The organism is Mesorhizobium sp. WSM4820 (assembly GCF_055811075.1).
The window spans coordinates 225,426-240,895 of sequence record NZ_JBVVQN010000007.1; the positions used below are offsets into that span (position 1 = coordinate 225,426).

At 57.1% G+C, this 15,470-nt stretch carries 13 protein-coding genes; 6 read left to right on the top strand and 7 right to left on the bottom strand.

Annotation, left to right across the window (positions count from 1 at the left end):
* Positions 1–34: 34 nt before the first annotated feature.
* Entirely contained in the window at positions 35–508 is a 474-nt protein-coding gene (locus tag AC0L2R_RS14115; protein ID WP_473509632.1) for a phosphatidylglycerophosphatase A family protein, read from the bottom strand.
* Positions 509–768: 260 nt separating this feature from the next.
* On the opposite strand from AC0L2R_RS14115, the gene AC0L2R_RS14120 reads away from it, so the two are divergent.
* Positions 769–1,395: a CDP-alcohol phosphatidyltransferase family protein gene (locus tag AC0L2R_RS14120; RefSeq protein ID WP_091590088.1), complete on the top strand. Its 627-nt coding sequence runs from the start codon at positions 769–771 to the stop codon at positions 1,393–1,395.
* Positions 1,396–1,461: 66 nt separating this feature from the next.
* Here the strand turns inward: AC0L2R_RS14120 and AC0L2R_RS14125 are convergent, their stop codons facing one another.
* A complete protein-coding gene (locus tag AC0L2R_RS14125) occupies positions 1,462–2,136 on the bottom strand; it encodes a protein-L-isoaspartate(D-aspartate) O-methyltransferase (protein WP_473509634.1) in 675 nt (224 codons plus the stop codon).
* A 455-nt stretch (positions 2,137–2,591) separates the two neighbouring features.
* Between AC0L2R_RS14125 and AC0L2R_RS14130 the strand changes: the two genes are divergently transcribed.
* A complete protein-coding gene (locus tag AC0L2R_RS14130) occupies positions 2,592–3,584 on the top strand; it encodes a glycosyltransferase family 2 protein (protein WP_473509635.1) in 993 nt (330 codons plus the stop codon).
* A gap of 191 nt (positions 3,585–3,775) precedes the next feature.
* Here the strand turns inward: AC0L2R_RS14130 and AC0L2R_RS14135 are convergent, their stop codons facing one another.
* Positions 3,776–5,071, bottom strand: coding sequence for a polysaccharide biosynthesis/export family protein (locus tag AC0L2R_RS14135; protein WP_473509636.1), 1,296 nt, complete (start codon positions 5,069–5,071; stop codon positions 3,776–3,778).
* Between the two features lie 488 nt (positions 5,072–5,559).
* Between AC0L2R_RS14135 and AC0L2R_RS14140 the strand changes: the two genes are divergently transcribed.
* On the top strand, positions 5,560–6,342 hold the full coding sequence (locus AC0L2R_RS14140; protein ID WP_473509637.1) for an FkbM family methyltransferase: 783 nt from the start codon (positions 5,560–5,562) through the stop codon (positions 6,340–6,342).
* Positions 6,343–6,727: 385 nt separating this feature from the next.
* Positions 6,728–6,883 (top strand): exopolysaccharide production repressor protein, encoded by a 156-nt coding sequence (locus AC0L2R_RS14145; protein WP_473509743.1) that lies wholly within the window; start codon positions 6,728–6,730, stop codon positions 6,881–6,883.
* A gap of 74 nt (positions 6,884–6,957) precedes the next feature.
* Here AC0L2R_RS14145 and AC0L2R_RS14150 read toward each other — a convergent pair whose 3' ends face one another.
* Positions 6,958–7,221 carry a hypothetical protein gene (locus AC0L2R_RS14150; protein WP_473509638.1) on the bottom strand — a complete coding sequence of 88 codons (264 nt, stop codon included), beginning with the start codon at positions 7,219–7,221 and terminating at the stop codon, positions 6,958–6,960.
* A gap of 244 nt (positions 7,222–7,465) precedes the next feature.
* Here AC0L2R_RS14150 and AC0L2R_RS14155 point away from each other — a divergent pair, with 244 nt between their 5' ends.
* Positions 7,466–9,334: a Wzz/FepE/Etk N-terminal domain-containing protein gene (locus AC0L2R_RS14155; RefSeq protein ID WP_473509640.1), complete on the top strand. Its 1,869-nt coding sequence runs from the start codon at positions 7,466–7,468 to the stop codon at positions 9,332–9,334.
* Positions 9,335–9,414: 80 nt separating this feature from the next.
* A complete protein-coding gene (locus AC0L2R_RS14160) occupies positions 9,415–10,551 on the top strand; it encodes a glycosyltransferase family 4 protein (RefSeq protein WP_473509642.1) in 1,137 nt (378 codons plus the stop codon).
* Positions 10,552–10,827: 276 nt separating this feature from the next.
* On the opposite strand, the gene AC0L2R_RS14165 is transcribed toward AC0L2R_RS14160, so the two are convergent.
* From AC0L2R_RS14165 to AC0L2R_RS14175, 3 genes are all read right to left on the bottom strand, one after another.
* Positions 10,828–11,793 (bottom strand): glycosyltransferase family 2 protein, encoded by a 966-nt coding sequence (locus tag AC0L2R_RS14165; protein ID WP_473509644.1) that lies wholly within the window; start codon positions 11,791–11,793, stop codon positions 10,828–10,830.
* On the bottom strand, positions 11,790–13,070 hold the full coding sequence (locus AC0L2R_RS14170; protein WP_473509646.1) for an O-antigen ligase family protein: 1,281 nt from the start codon (positions 13,068–13,070) through the stop codon (positions 11,790–11,792). Before AC0L2R_RS14170 ends, AC0L2R_RS14165 begins: the two co-directional genes overlap by 4 nt.
* A 254-nt stretch (positions 13,071–13,324) precedes the next feature.
* Positions 13,325–15,382 (bottom strand): hypothetical protein, encoded by a 2,058-nt coding sequence (locus AC0L2R_RS14175; protein ID WP_473509648.1) that lies wholly within the window; start codon positions 15,380–15,382, stop codon positions 13,325–13,327.
* Positions 15,383–15,470: the final 88 nt, after the last annotated feature.

Consider the following 15,470-nt stretch of genomic DNA (forward strand, 5'->3'; position numbering starts at 1 on the left):
GCTGGGTGGAAGGTGAAGACTGAGATGTCCTCCTTCACGGCAAACGGTGAATCAAATCGTTCAGCAAAAGCAGCGTCGCGCCGGCGAAGACAGCCGCAGCCGCGTCGTCCAGCATGATGCCGAGTCCACCCCTTACCTTTTCATGCACGACGCCGATGGGCCAAGGCTTGGCGACGTCGAAGAACCGGAAAGCAAGGAAACCTGCTGCCCACCAGACCGGGTCGAGCGGCAGCATGGAAAGCGTTGCGGCGGTGCCGAAGGTCTCGTCAATGACGACGATCTGCGGATCCTCCGTCCTGGTATGGGCGACGATACGCGACGACGCCCATACTCCCACGGCGAAAAAGGCGAAATAGGCGAGCACGATCAGCCAAGGCGATGCAGGTATCAGGACCGCGGCAACGGCCACTCCTACGCCCGCGCCGGCGGTGCCCGGCCATACCGGAGATAATCCCGCGCCGGCAGAGGTCGCGAGCAGGTAAGCAAGCCTGGGCAGTAATTTACGCATGGCGTTTCGAACGGCTTCCCGGTGAATTGCGGATATGCGTTGTATCAGTCTTTCCGGTTACTTCCGCTAATGCGGTCGCGCAAAAGCATGCCCTCGGGCGTGAGCCGGTCAGGCCGCGACGCGCTATAGACCGCCAGTCGATTTTTGCGACAGCGGACACAACGGGCATTGCGCTGACCACCTCGATCGGCGCCGACGGGCTGGAACGAACCCTCAATTTGCCGGTTAAACGTCGACATCATCAGAGGAGCCAAGTCATCATGATCGCCGGTCTCATGAAACGCCGTATCGACCCGCTATGGGAGCACGCCGCCTCTCCGCTGATCGGGATCGGCATGACCCCGAACCAGGTTACGTCAGGCGGGCTGGTGCTCGTCGCCCTGTCGTGCGCCGCCTATCTGTACCACCAGTCGAGCCTCGCCTTTGGCCTTTGCCTGGCGTTTGCCTTCACCTTCGACGCGCTCGATGGGGCGGTTGCCCGTCGCAGACATATGAGCACCAAGGCGGGTGGCTATTTCGACGCCATGGCCGACCGTTATCAGGAACTTGCCGTGTTTGCGGCAATAGGCTGGGTCGCCGACCTGTGGGCGATCGCCATGATCGCGTTCGCCGGCGGACTCCTCACCAGCTACGCCAAGGCGCGGACGGCGATCGAAATCCCCATAGAAAACCACGCGTGGCCGGATTTCTTCGAACGGATGGAACGCCTGGTGTTCATTTGCGTGCTGTTGGTCGCCGACGGCTTGGCGACCGCCATGGGCGCCGCTTCGCCCTGGATTCTGGCGGGCGGGTTCACGCTGTACGCACTCGTGGCCAACGCGACAGCGCTGCAACGGATCAATCGCGCATTTGCGATGCTCAAACGAGCCGACGCGAAGCAGCCGTGAGACGGCGAAATCCCATAAGGATGAGGCGCCTGGCGCTCCCTGCGTGCCCGTTGTCCGCACCCCTCGTCAGACCGTTTCGAGCCGGCTGAAGCGAACCGGGATGATTTTGCGGGTCTTCAGTTGTCCTGCCGAATCCTTGTCGATGACCGTCAGCAACTGCCCTTGTTCAGGGCCTACAGGCATAACCAGGCGGCCGCCCGGCTTGAGCTGCTCGAGCAAAGCCGGCGGCGCCCGCCCCGCTGCGACGCTGACCAGGATCTTGTCGAATGGGGCGTGCTCGGGCCAGCCGCGAGAGCCGTCCCCGACACGAATGCTGACATTGGATAGACCGAGGTCCTGCAGCAGAGCCTCGGCATGGCTTGCGAATTCCTCGATGATTTCGACGCTCCAAACGTGCCCGGCGAGTTCCGCGAGGATTGCGGTTTGGTAACCCAGGCCGGTGCCGATCTCGAGCACCGCCTCGTGCGGTTGGAGAGCAAGGAGATCGGTCATGAGCGCGACGATGAACGGCTGCGAGACGGTTTTGTCGAAGCCGATCGGCAGTGGCATGTCCTGGTAGGCATAAGGCGCGACCGAGCTTGGCACGAACAGATGGCGCGGCACCTGCTGCATCGCTGCCATCACTCGTTCATCGAGCGCCGCCTTGCCGAGCTCTTCGCTTGCAAGGTCTGTATGGATTGCAATCATCTCGACCATGTGCCTGCGCAGCACTGCGAGGTGCTCTTCGTTCATTGGCTTCATGACCGTCGGGCTTTCTTCAACCAGGCTTGCTGCCAGATACGCTTATATCCTGTTCGTCACAGCAACGCCCGTCATCGTTTCCAGTTGCGGGTGGCCCACGGCGACGGGAGGTAATTTTGGCCTTGCGTCTGGTCGATATCGGCGGCGGCCCTGGAGATCCGATGACATGCCGCCATAACGGTATGTCCTGGATCGCGGTGATTGAAGGATGAACGGCTGAATCGCGTGCTGCGTGGGCAGCCGGCGATCTCGACTGGGGCGGTTCTAAATATCCAGCTAAAGTCCGGAAGCCGCTACTTTATCGCTTCCGGGAGTGCTGAGTGGAACTCGCCGGGGCCTCTGCCTTGCCGCTGGGCCGCCGCGGTTGAATCCTCATCAGCTAAAGTAGTGAAATCTGATGGAACTACCGGCCCTGATGTGCCATTTTACCACGTCGTGAGAGAAGACGAAGGCAAATGAGCCAGCACAATGCCACTATGATAGGCGTCGTGGTGCCCATGTTCAATGCCGAGAGAACCATTCTCCCGACGCTGACCAGCATCTGCCAGCAGAGCCACCAGGCGCTGGACATTATCGTAGTGGATGATGGGTCGACGGACCGGTCCGCGTCAATCGTGGCCGCCTATGCCGAGCAAGATCGGCGTATAAGCCTTTTCAGGCAGCCGAACGCAGGTGTTGCGCACGCACGCAACAGCGGCGCCGCTGCCACCGATGCGGAGTTTCTAGCGTTCGTGGACGCGGATGATCTTTGGGCTCCATCCAAAATCGCACTGCAACTGCGCGTCCTGCAGGAAGGAGGCTCGTCAGCTGGCCTGGCATATTGCTGGTTTGCGGAGATCGACGAGCACGGTCGGATATTTTCCTTCAAACAGCCCGATGCTGAGGGTCGCGTGCTGCAACGCATGTGCAGAAACAACTTTGTCGGTAACGGAAGTTCGATGCTTGTACGTCGCTCCGCATTCGAGCGGGCAGGACAGTTTGATCCTTCCCTGAGGGCGAGGAACGCACAAGGCTGCGAAGATTTTCTAATGTGCCTCAGAATAGCGGAGAATTACGAGTTTCGTGTCGTGCCACAACATCTAGTGGGTTACCGGAGGACGATCGGCAACATGTCGAGCGATGTCATGCAGATGTTTCGTTCGTATGAAATTGTCATAGCCGAGTTTCGCGAGAAATATCCGCAATTTGGGAGCGATCTCAATGCCCATCTGCTTGACACGATCAATGGGCTTGCCGTGAGAGCTTTGGTTCAAGGGCGGCTTTCCGCAGCCTGGTACCTGTCGAAGAAGCTCTTTGTCCTGGAGCCGCGCACGGCCATTTCACGTCTGCCTCACACGGTCGACGTCTTCTGCCGGGGGCTGGTTCCTCGCTGGATCAAGGTTCGAGTGAAACGGATGCGAAACGCCGAGCCTCGGCCTCTTTATGAAAAGATTTATCTGGAGAGGTGAGCGCGTCCCTGTTCGGGCGTGCCGAGCCCGAACTGTGTGAGGCTAGATGCTTGATCCCAGGCTTTGATGGCGCACGCGGCAGTCACGTCATTGCGCGGAACCCTGAGCGGCAACCAAAACGATCTTGGCCCGGACCACATTTCCATAGGACACGTGCAACTACGCGCCGCCTCTATACAATATTTAATTGTTCAGTTTGCGACCGCTCCTGGTGGGACCTCCAGCGTAATTGTGATGGTGTCACCCGGAGCAAGCAGAGTATCTTCAGTCGCCTCGGTCGTCGCTGCCCGTCCGTCAGTGGAGCGGGTTACACCGATCGTAATTCGGTCCCCTTCGCCTACAAGGTCGCTGCGCATCTGCATCACGTAGGCGATTTGTTTGGTCAAGGAATCCATCTCAGCGCGCATTTGCGTCATCGCCGCACGTTCAGTCTGCAAATTAGCCAACAGGTCAATTCGACCCTGGTCGATAAGCTTATCAAGACTGCGCTGCAAATCCCCTTGGTCGCGTTCAAGTCGAGCGATCTCAGCGTTGGTTTGTAAAGCGCGGGTCGCTGACAAGAGCACTGCGCGTTGAGCAGAGTTGACGCTAGTGATCTGGACCAGACCTTTTTCGAAGAGCTTCTTGAGGCGATCAAGTTCCGCCGCATCTGCGGCTGCGCCCGCTTGATCCGCCTTCTGCTGCTCCTTCAAATAGCCCATTCGTTCCGCCGCCTTTGTTGCGGCCAACTTAATTGAAGCGCGCTCCTTCTCCTGATCCGCATAGACAGCTTCAAGATGCTTCCCCTCCTGCTGCAAAGCTTCGTCGCGACGAGGTTCGAGGCTCGGGTCACGTTCTGCGTCCGGAAGCTCAATCGCTCTGGCGCCGCTCAGCTGCGCCTCTATGCGAGCAGCTTTGATTTCGCTTTCCTGGTACTTGACGCGCAGAATGTGGAGGCGGCCGCCAAGTTCCGCTGCTGTCATTTCAGGGTTTTGAAGCTCACCGCGACCGAGCTGGTAACCGCCGCCAGCCGCCACAGCTTGTCGGACAGTCATGCCTGGTCTGAAGGCCTGAGTCCCAGGAGAGGCAATGTCCCCGTCAATATAGACGGGTCGGTATTCCTCAATATCAACTACAATCTGATCCGGATAAAAACCAGTCCAAGTCTCAGTGCCGTCGGCGGATCGTTGCGGAAGGGATTTTGGTTTTAAAACCTCGATTACCTCCTTGCGAACATCCTCTATTGTCTTCCCGAGAACCTTTAGGGGGCCTATGGTCGGCAAGACAATTCCACCGCTTTGGTCGATCACAGCTCGCTTTTGCATTTCGGGATAGCCTAAGACAGCGAAGCCGATCACGTCGCCAGTCTGCAGACGGTACTCGCCGGCATTGTGCTCCTCTGCTCGGGCAAGGCCATTCGACGGATTCGCGTATGCGAACAACAAAAACACGCATGCGAGCGCAGCGCAGTTGCCTGCCCGCATCCAGCGCACCGATCTATTCAACATTCGCGATCACCCCCAATGCTTGAGCATGACGTCGACGCAGACCTTTTTCACAACGCCATTCCTTTGAGGCGAATTTACGCTCTGAGCAACGGCAGCAAGGGCCAGACGACATTCCGAGATCGCAACACTCTGATCGTCATCCGGCTGGAAGAATACAACTTCCGGAGGCCACCGCGATCGCGGCGATCACGCTTTTGCTATCGTTCGCGATGCTCTTGGTGTCGTGCTGCTTATTGGGGGACGCAGATGACAAGCCTAGAATTTCATCCGCCGAGGCGAAGTTGCGCCATTTGCGCGACGTGATGAACAACCTATCCGTATTTCGCGGTCGGAGATGGAACGGATATCAGGCGGGCCGGTCATGCTAATGATAGTTTCGTCAAGTCCTTAATGCTACTCTCCTTCGGAAGGGTGATTTAGGCAGAGCGCGGCGGCCAACTTATTATCTTAATGTCTTGCTTTGCACGTCATCTCCTTAGGAGGGCAACGTGGACCGCGACTTGGTTTATGACGTCGGTATGCATAATGGCGATGATACGGCGTTCTATGTGAGCCAAGGCTATCGTGTGGTGGCGATTGAGGCAGACCCTGCGCAAGCGGAAGCAGGGCGAAAACGGTTTGCTGCTGAGATCGAGAAGGGCCAAGTTCACGTCGTTGAGGCTGCGATTGGGCCAAGTCACGGACAAGCCTCATTTTGGATCAGTAGCAATCCGGAGTTCAACTCGTTCGATAAGCAAAATGCGGAGATGTGCAACAACACGTCTCATGAGATCCAGGTCACTTGCCGACCGATGAACGACATCTTGGCCGAGTTTGGAACACCCTACTACCTCAAGGTTGATATCGAGACTGCAGATCATTTCTGCTTGGAGGCACTTGACCCAAACGATCTCCCTCAATTCGTCTCGTTTGAGAAGAGCCGTTTGGAGGATCTGTTCTTTATGCACAATCTCGGCTATTCGCGTTTCAAACTGATTGCGCAGGAGGATTTTCGGCAGCTAAGTTATAGCCCCGATCAGGCCAACAAATGGTCACGAAATCTAAGACCATTGCGAAGTCGCGTTGGACGTATGCTGGGTCGCCGAGCACCAGAGAATGTTGCAAAGAAACATTCTGCGTACGGCTCCTCGGGTCCATTCGGTGATGAGACTGATGGCCCGTGGCGGCAAATGAAGGAAGTTGCATTTACGTGGCTTGCCTTTGATCTTGGCCACACCGGTGATCCTGACCCTGTCGGGCATGACTGGTTTGATGTGCATTGCGCACGCTAACAAGGTTTCCCCGAATGAACCGGACACGATCTCCATCTTGATAAGGGAGAGTAATGTCGTATCTATGACTGGTAGCATTCCGAAGATTGTGATCCTGAACGGCCGCGAGCGACGGCGGCGGTGGTCGACGGCCGAGAAGCTGTGGATGGTCGAACGGGAGTTGGCCGCCTGGAAGCAAGCGTCCTGGCACAGGTTGGGGCGTCTTTATTCGTACCTGCTAATATATTGGTCGCTCTGACCCGTTCCGATATGTTAAGATGGTTAATGCGCTGAGGCCTGGATTGCCAAAGAGCGCGTCACGCCAGCGGCTGCGAGTGGGACGGGGATGTCCTTTTTGCTTTTTTTGCGAGGCCTCATCATAGTACTGTTGGCATTCGCCATCAGTATGTATTTGCTCACCGCCTCCCTCTGGGGCACGCTTGTCCAAACGTTAATTTGTGGGATCTTGATACAGATTGGGTACTTTGTTGTTGTCATGCTGCTAGTGTGGCGCTCAGTCTCCAAAGAATCGGAGACTCCGAAGTCACACATCGCGCGATGAGTCCGAAAGGGAGCCACTGCCGAGCCACTTAGTAAGTGAGGCGGGCCACTCTCCGCCTTTTTAGGCTCTGGCTGCTAGAGCAGGACGATCAGCAAGATGACACCCCACATCACGAAACAAAATATGACTGCAGCCTGTCTTATTCTGGCATCGGAGAGGCTTTCCATGAGGCGCCAGATGCGCGCAGGCCCCTTGCGGTGATCGTTATCGCGCGCCTGTGATCGACGAGCCATTCCAATCGACATCCCTGTTTCCCGCAGGACAGGCTCACCCTGAGCCCCGAATCTCTTGCTCAGATGTTTTGCCATTTGGCAATACGACTCAATTTCTTCCTTCAATTGAAGTTTACGACATGCAGCGGAATTGCGGCAGTCTGAGCATGGGCCGCGTGAGATTTCGTTTATTGCATCGAGGTTAGGAGTTGCGCCTTTGGCGAAGAGCGGGCTTGTGCCTGCCCCGAGCGGTGTGCCCTGGGCTCCGCGGGGGTCGATACTGAATTTGCAGACATTTAGTCAGACAATGTGGTATGGTATTTGTTACTGCCAATGCGCTGCCAGTCTCATCCCACGGGTTTGAAGGCTTATGCTCCGCGAAGTTGAAAAGCACCCGGATTCTGCCTTCACATTCGGCGATCCTCAGTGGGGAACGATTGATCTCGAAACACTCGTGGCGGCAGCGCAACGGCAGTTGAGGTTCGTCCTTACATGCGCGCTCGCAGGACTTGTGCTGGGGCTGGCGTATCTTTGGGCCGAGGTGCCCTTGTACGAGTCGACCGCCAGAATCCTGATCGACAAGAACCAGCCATCCGTCGTGACGAAGTTAACAGAGAGCGGAAACTCCGCACCGCTTGACCCGATGATGCTGAGTCAGGTCGAATTGTTGCGTTCCGACCGCATCGGGCTAAAGGTCGTTGACAGCCTCGGTCTTGCTACCGATCGCTCTTTCTTGTCAGCGCCATATTCATTGCTCAACAGTCTCACGGGATCGGTCGCTCGGTGGCCATTCATCGGCAGTTCCGAAGCAAGTGGAGCGCCGGTGAAATCGAGTGCCGCGCGAGGACCCGATCCTCGATGGCAGGCATTTGGGATTCTGGCTGAGAATATAACGGTAGAGCGTGTAGGGGATTCTTACATTCTGCAAGTCCAATTTCGGTCGCCTAGCGCCGAAATGGCGCAAAAAATAGCCAGTAAGTATGCAGAAATCTATATCTCTGACCAAGTCGGAGCCAAAGACGAGTCGATTATCCGAGCTCGCAGCGCTCTGGCGGAAGAGCTCGAGACGGTGCGGAAGCGATCAGTCGATGCCGAGCTCGCAATCCACAGGTTCCGAACAGACAATACGCTGACCAAGGAAACGCTGGTTACCTTGCGCCAACTCGAACTTGAGGCGTCCTCTCTCAAGTCGCAATATGAACAGGTTCTGCAGCAGTACCAAGCAAGTCTGCAAAACATTTCGATGGCGTTGACGGAGGCGCGGACCATCTCGGAGGCACCATACCCCGGCGGACCGAGTTCTCCGAACAGGAGTCTCACATTGGCGTTCTGCGTCGTGGTCGCCGGCATCGTTGGCGCCGGTGTGGGCGGAATTCGGGAGTACCGTGAGCGCTTTTTCCGCACGACGGCTCAAGTGCGCGATGAGCTCGGACTTCAGACGCTCGGAATGATCCCTTTGCTGGACGGGAAGCCAATTCGCCGAAACAAGCACGATCGTGCTGCCGGAGAGCCGTCATTCATCGAGGTGGGGAACAGCGCTTTCAACTGGGTAGAGCAACATCCGCGCTCGGAATTCGCTGAAGTGATGCGAACGGTGAAAGTCGCTGTTGACGTCGAGTTACCAAGGAAGAGCACCAAGGCGCTCGGCATCGTTTCTTGCCTCCCGGGAGAAGGGAAGTCTCTGGTCGCTGCTAATTTAGCGATGGTTCTTGCTATGCAGCGTTGTAAGACGTTGTTGATCGATGCCGATATCCACAATCCTGGCTTGTCCCCCATGTTAGCCAACGGCTGGGAACGAGGCCTGGCCAACTTGTTGGCTGGAGAATTCAATCCGAGAGACTTGCTGGCGCATCAGTCATTGCCATTGAGGTTCCTGCCCGGCGTGAACCAGAGCCAACAAAAGCTCGCAAACACCGTGCAGCCTATCGAGAAAATGGGCGACTTTCTGCTCAAGGTGGGCCCTATGTTCAATTACGTCGTCGTTGATTTGCCCCCGTTGGCTCCAGTCGCGGACGTGAGGTCCTTTGTCCAGCACCTCGACGGCCTTATTCTGGTTGTTGAATGGGGTGTGACGGCTCGTACATTTGTGCGCGAAATTCTCAACAACAACCCGATCCTGGCCGATAAATGCATCGGCGTTCTGCTCAACAAGGTCGATATCAAAAGAATCAAGCGGTACCAAAAGTTCGGCAGCGCCGAATTTTACAGTGAACGCTATAGTCAGTATTACCAGGCCTAGTTGTGGAGCAGGCAGCCCGCCTACAGTATCCCCTCATATCGGCTAAAGGCGAGGCGGGCGGCCTTGGGAGTTCTTGACCCATGATATCTCAGCCTCCGCACGGCATCATCCTGATGACGTGCGAATATCATCCATTTCCTGGTGGCATCGGAACATACGCCGGACGGTTGGTCGACATCGTTCGTGCTGGTGGCCACGCTGCGACCGTCATAGCGCCTGCCTATCCTGACCTTCCTGCCGTTCCCCAGGAGCCGGATACCCATCGCATTCTGCGGCATCATCGGATTTCTCCATTCGGGGCGCTGCGGGCGCTTTCTATTCTGCGCAACGTTCCGAAGGACAGGTTGTTTTTGGCCGCCGACATACGCAGTGTACTAGTGACATTTGTGCTACGACCGTTCCATCGCAGAGGGTATCGAGCGATGATTCATGGCAGCGAAGTCAGCAAATTCAGGACCGGTTCTATCCTTTTTCGGTTTGTACGCCGCGCCTACGAAGGAGCAGAGGTCGTTTTCGCCAACTCACATGCGACGCTGCGGATCTTTTCCGAAAGTTTTGGAATGCCCCGGAAGGGTGTCGTCACCTATCTCGGCGTGGATCCCATGTGGTTTCAGCCAATCCATGGGAATTTTGAACACCCGCAACTTGCAGCTGTACCACAAGCTGCAAGCGTCATTTGCGCAGTCGGACGTGTCGAGCCTCGGAAGGGCCAGTTGGAAACTGTCCGGGCTATCGCGAGCGCGCGCGATGAATACGGATTAGACAATCCGATCTTTGTGATGGCTGGACGGGCCGAAGATCAGGCCTATGCCTCAAAGATATTGGATGAAGCGGCACGAGCTCGTGTTCCAGTGATCGCTACCGGTAGGCTGTCCGACGACGACTTAAAGCGCTTGTACCGCCGTGCGGCGTGCCACACATTGTTCGCACGAGAGCTACAGGGAAAGATCGAGGGCTTCGGGCTAGTGTTGGTTGAGGCCGGTGCGCAAGGGTGTCCTTCGATAGCGACGACCGTCGGCGGCATACCCGAGGTCATGGGCTCCACTGGTGTGCTGGTGCCCCCGGAGGACGTGAACGCGATGGCCCGCGCGATAGCAACCTATGTGGCCAATGCAGACCTGCGTGAACGCGACGGTGCTCTTGCCAAAACACGGGCAAGCACCTTCGACTGGGCAACCTGTGCAGGCGCGACGTTTCCGGAGCTGAAATGGGGCTGAGCGCGAGGCCAAAGTAGCTGCTCAGCTTTTCCGGAGTCGGGAACCAATGAATATCGCCGAACGATGAAGGGATTGTTGAAGCAACCACGGAAGTCCGCCCGGTATTGTCATCGGCCGGAGAGCTCGTGATCCTTGAGCGATTGAGAGACTTGGCGACCGCCGAGAGCTCTGATTTCGCCTCCGTTATGGTCCTGCCGTCGCGGTACAGAATAATCGCTACGGAAGGATTGCAGGGCTGCCGCCTCAGATGCTCGAACTCTCGGCATTCCGCCAGCATTAAGAGCCGTCAGCAAAGTCTTTGCGCAAGGCGCGGTAGAACAATAGCTTGGCTGCACGGCGCACCTGCGGATCCATGCCCCTCGGCAGGGCGCAAAGAAAAAAGTAAACGTACACCCGCCATGACAATGGATCGTGCCACATCGCGCGAATGAGCAAGCGCGCTCCGCGTTTCATTTCGCCTTGAGCTACGCAATCATTGCCCGCCTTTGCGTACAAACGCGCGTTGCGCCGCCGCGCGAGGTGCGTAAGTTCCCGCCGTCGCATAGCCCATTCTCGCGTGAGGCCTTCGCCTATCGGCAGAAGCGTGTCGAGTCTGCGGGTTATGTTCGAGCCATGGCGCCGTTTATAGACGAGTGCTCCGGCCACATGTTGAAATGTCCATCGCTCGGCTGCGCGCAAACAAAACTCTGTATCCTCTCCAGCCCTGAATGCCTCGTTGAATACCCCGATGTCTTCGACCATCTCCCGCCGCATAACCATACTGGAAGGAATAATCGGCCCATCAAGCAGAAAATATGTCGGCAGCGTATCGCATTGGTCCGCGCGATAGCGGCGCACGGCGACGTGTAGAGCATCGGACAGATCCGGAGCGGAAAAATCGACAAAATCGCCATAGACAAGACCTGCCTTGCAGCCATTGCCCAAGACGGCTAATTGACGCTCAAGCTTGTCCTCGGCCCAGAAGTCATCGCCGTCGAGAATTGCAATGAGATCGCCGGCAGCATGTCTGATGGCAAGATTCCTCGCCGATGAAAGCCCGATACCCGCCGTCGTCAGGACATGTACGCGCGGCTCCCTGCGACCCAGCGATGCAATCACTTCCGACGAGCCGTCCATCGAGCCATCATTGACAATTATGATCTCTTTGATGTGGCTCGACGCGGTCTGATTGATCACGCTTTCCACTGCCTGCACGATGAAGCGTTCTTCATTGTGGCATGTCATGATAACCGAAACACTCATCTCGTGTTTCCTGGCAAGGGGTTCCCGAGAAATCGAGGATGTCTCATGCTCCTGGGGGGGCTCCTCCGCATCCTGTGTAATGATAGGCAAAGCCCGTGCCGCGTCAATTCAGGCAGGAGCGAGACAAGACTCAGCGTGACGAAAGCTCGTGTGCCGGAGGCTTCTGTTCCAACGTAAAAGGCACAAGGAAAAAGGAGCACGAGGGGCAGAAGCCGTGCCTGGGCCGCTCCGATCAATCCGTGAAAAAGCGCCCAGCTTAGAGTACGGCTTAAGCGAAACCATGCAGCAATCCATATGAGAACATAGAGGCTGAGCCCAATGATGCCGTTCTCGGTGAGGATACGTTGAAACTCGCCATGTATCCCAAGCCGCAACTCGTCAGGAAGTCCACTGAAATCCGTCTCGATAATATTCCTGAATTGGTTCGTACCCACGCCCATCAGGGGATGTTCGGAGATGAGTTGTCTGGATAGATTGAAAGCAAACGCGCGCTGGACATTGCTCGGCGTGTCTCCAGGGGCATATTTCCCCTTCGCCGCCAGGTATTCGTGTTGACCCATGCTCAGCGGATTGAGGATGGTCTGCAACTGCTTTCCGACATATGAGTTTTCCACTGTGGTCGCCAGCACGAAAAGACCCGCGAAACCGACGGCGATCGCTGGCACCATCGCAGCGAGCCGTCCGCGCATCAGAAGCGCGGCGGTCAGAAAGAGATAGATCAAAAACGCCTTGCGTTCCCCAGATAGCACGAGCAGGGGAAGTATCCCCGCCCATACAAACCAAAGGGTGCGCCGCTTGCCCCGGTTGACGAAGAGGAGGAGCCCTGCCAGCGCAATTGGAAGGAAGGTGAACGCGAGCCTCGGATCGACCAGTTGCTTCCAACCGACCAAGTAGCCATGGACGACATGCCAGGTGATCGTATAGGCGAGGATCAGCACCATGCCGAAAAGCAAAATGTTGACGGCCTTGTGCGTGTCGACCCGGCTGGCCTCCTGTGCCAAGGCGAACGCAAAGGCACCCACAGCGGACATCTGTAACAGCTCGCGCAGGCCGTTCTCTGCGTCCACGCTGAAGGCCGAGACCATGTGCCAGCCCAAGAAGGGCAGGAGCAGTAGAAAACCGGCTGAAAAAGCCAACTCTCGCCAACGCCCCGTCGCCAGCCCAAGAAAGAGCATCAGCAATGCGATCAGCTCGAACGGACGCAGCAATACAAGACCCGTCTCGAGCCTGATTGGCAGGAAGAGGCTCAGTACCGCGAATGTGAGAAGATAACGCATCACAGCTCTCTCGCGGGGGCGATCTTCTTTAGCATGTTCTCCTCCCCGGAAACAGAACTTATTGGATGTATCAATGCTAGCCCGCGGAGAAACACTTCCAGCGATGACCTCATCGTTCCGCTCGCATATCCAAGAGTTTCCGCCTGCTGGGAAAACTCATCCGCCTCGGCTGCGGGGGGGCTTACTGGTGGCAGAGCTCATCAGCAGTCCGACGAGAGTGATGACGCTTGCTGGCGTCGCGCAATCGATACGTTCTAGCCGACGGTCTCGCTCTCCGGGGTCCAGGCTTCTGGCTCGTCGAGCACAGAGACCGCGCGAACATGGCAGCGAATCTTATGCCCGACATCCCGCGAGCTGAGCTCATAGCTTGTGCCGGTTTCGCCCACGATCGGAACGCCGTCACGATACCATAGACACTCTATTTGCGACGCAATAACGTTCGGTACGACGGTCAGCGCCTGGCCCGGTGAAGCCCGGCCCGAGAAGGCCGGCAATGCGCTGAAGCCCGTCGGGACCCTAGCCAAATCCGTTTCCGTCTGCCGGACCCTTATATAGTCAATCACCATGTCATACGTCTGCGACGGGTCCGGTTGAGCGCGCCCCTTTTTGTCATCGTAAGCGAAATCCACCATGATGTATTTTTTCGCTGCGAGTTCCGGTGTCGTCGGAACGCGCGCCACTTCATAGCCGTCGATCACGAAATAAGTATAATCATCTTCGATCTGCGCGTACCAAGTATGAAATTCGCCATCGTATACGTCGATCATGCTGGGAAAACCACTTGATGGATCGACTTGATAGCCGGCGATTTTCCGGCGCACGTCACGTGGCGTGATATGTGGATCTGCATAGCCGAGTCTGGGTTTGTGCACGTGCTGGCTGATGTTGATATAGGCCCCATTGAGACCGTCATATTCCCAAAAGTCCGTCTCAAGACGATTGCGCGTCCGCCAGAATAGATGCTCCTTCCCATACGCCCAGAAAGCAGGGAAAAATCCAGGGCGGGGCGCTGCGATCTTCGGCAGTCTGGCACGGATCTCAAAGATCCCCTTTCCCCAACACCGCCCCTGGCCATTGTTGTTCACGGAAGAGAAGGCACCTGTTCTCCAATGGCGGCCCTTTTGCAAGAGCCGGAGCGCCAGCGTGTGGCTGGTGGCGTCGTGCACGTATGAGGAGGGCGTCGCCGAGATCCGCTGGGTAATGGCGTCAACACCGACGGTCGTCAGATGAGTCGGCGCATACCAGATGCTGCCTTGCGCGCCTTTAGAATCATCGACTATCGTGTTAGAAACGAAGTCGTCAAAAAAAACCGTTGTGTAACCGTGGATCGGGGGCGCCGCCTCACCACGATGAGCATATCGCTCATTTCCGATGGCCGCCCAGGACGCCCACGAGACTGAATCGAACTCATAACGTGCGGGTTCGTCGTTCGCATCCACGGCTGAAGGAGGGCTCTGGCGATAGGGATGATCGTCGGGCAGGGCGGATTGCCGGCCGACGCGCCACATGCCCCATCCCATCAGCATGTCGATCTGGGAGTCATTTAGTTCGCTTTGTCCGATGATGACGCAGTCGATCGCGACATCGGCCCTCATCGGATTGTTCACATCGCCCATGAAGCTCTGCGATTTCATCCGGCTGGGTGCCAATGCATAAATCGTCTGGCCGGCCGTCTTGACCCCATTCACCACGGCCTGCATCACGAATCCGCGGCGGTACCCGACGATGACATTCCAATCGCCAAAATCCGTCGAGCATAGCCCTTCCTCGCTCTTGAGCTTGCCGTCGTGGAGCCGCGAAACGAATGTGCCGGCCGAGGGCTTGAAACAGACCTCGGGCTGGCGATGCACCGGGCCACCCTCCGCGCCATTGACGCAAAGAACGGAAACGTTATTCGCGCTGGCGTTGACTGCCGAATTGCACCGGGCGATCACCAACCACCAGCGGTGAAGATACGGGGCATCGTTATCGGCGGGCCAAGTCAATGCCTGTTTCGTGCCCTTCTTGAAGAGAACGCCGCCATTATTCGGAAGCTTTGTCGGGCGCAGGGAGGGCTCGGCTTGCATCGCAGACACCGGCTTCACGCCGCCCGATTGCCACGAGGAGACTTCGCCTGCGGCCAGATCCGCCTGAAACCAGGATTTCACAATCATTTCCGGGAACAGACCAGGATGCCAGGAGTGAGCTTTCGGCTGCGAGCCTTGCGCCGGACCGGCGGCTCGAGCATCCCGTCCTGGGCGACCGGCGGCCGCCAGTACAAGGGCGGCGCATGCGGCCCGCGCCAGGTCCCGGCGAGAAAGGCGGTTGGTCATTGTCGTGTGCCAATAATTGCTGGTTTCGGGGTGAGACTCCGCATGGACACCCGTTACTTACTATCGCGCTTCTCCTCACAAGCTCCGC

What these genes read in the sequence shown, in the direction of transcription:
- AC0L2R_RS14115 (WP_473509632.1), bottom strand. Translation starts at nt 508, where the DNA reads ATGCGTAAATTACTGCCCAGGCTTGCTTACCTGCTCGCGACCTCTGCC.
- AC0L2R_RS14120 (WP_091590088.1), top strand. Translation starts at nt 769, where the DNA reads ATGATCGCCGGTCTCATGAAACGCCGTATCGACCCGCTATGGGAGCAC.
- AC0L2R_RS14125 (WP_473509634.1), bottom strand. Translation starts at nt 2,136, where the DNA reads ATGAAGCCAATGAACGAAGAGCACCTCGCAGTGCTGCGCAGGCACATG.
- AC0L2R_RS14130 (WP_473509635.1), top strand. Translation starts at nt 2,592, where the DNA reads ATGAGCCAGCACAATGCCACTATGATAGGCGTCGTGGTGCCCATGTTC.
- AC0L2R_RS14135 (WP_473509636.1), bottom strand. Translation starts at nt 5,071, where the DNA reads ATGTTGAATAGATCGGTGCGCTGGATGCGGGCAGGCAACTGCGCTGCG.
- AC0L2R_RS14145 (WP_473509743.1), top strand. Translation starts at nt 6,728, where the DNA reads ATGTATTTGCTCACCGCCTCCCTCTGGGGCACGCTTGTCCAAACGTTA.
- AC0L2R_RS14155 (WP_473509640.1), top strand. Translation starts at nt 7,466, where the DNA reads ATGCTCCGCGAAGTTGAAAAGCACCCGGATTCTGCCTTCACATTCGGC.
- AC0L2R_RS14160 (WP_473509642.1), top strand. Translation starts at nt 9,415, where the DNA reads ATGATATCTCAGCCTCCGCACGGCATCATCCTGATGACGTGCGAATAT.
- AC0L2R_RS14165 (WP_473509644.1), bottom strand. Translation starts at nt 11,793, where the DNA reads ATGAGTGTTTCGGTTATCATGACATGCCACAATGAAGAACGCTTCATC.
- AC0L2R_RS14170 (WP_473509646.1), bottom strand. Translation starts at nt 13,070, where the DNA reads ATGCGTTATCTTCTCACATTCGCGGTACTGAGCCTCTTCCTGCCAATC.
- AC0L2R_RS14175 (WP_473509648.1), bottom strand. Translation starts at nt 15,382, where the DNA reads ATGACCAACCGCCTTTCTCGCCGGGACCTGGCGCGGGCCGCATGCGCC.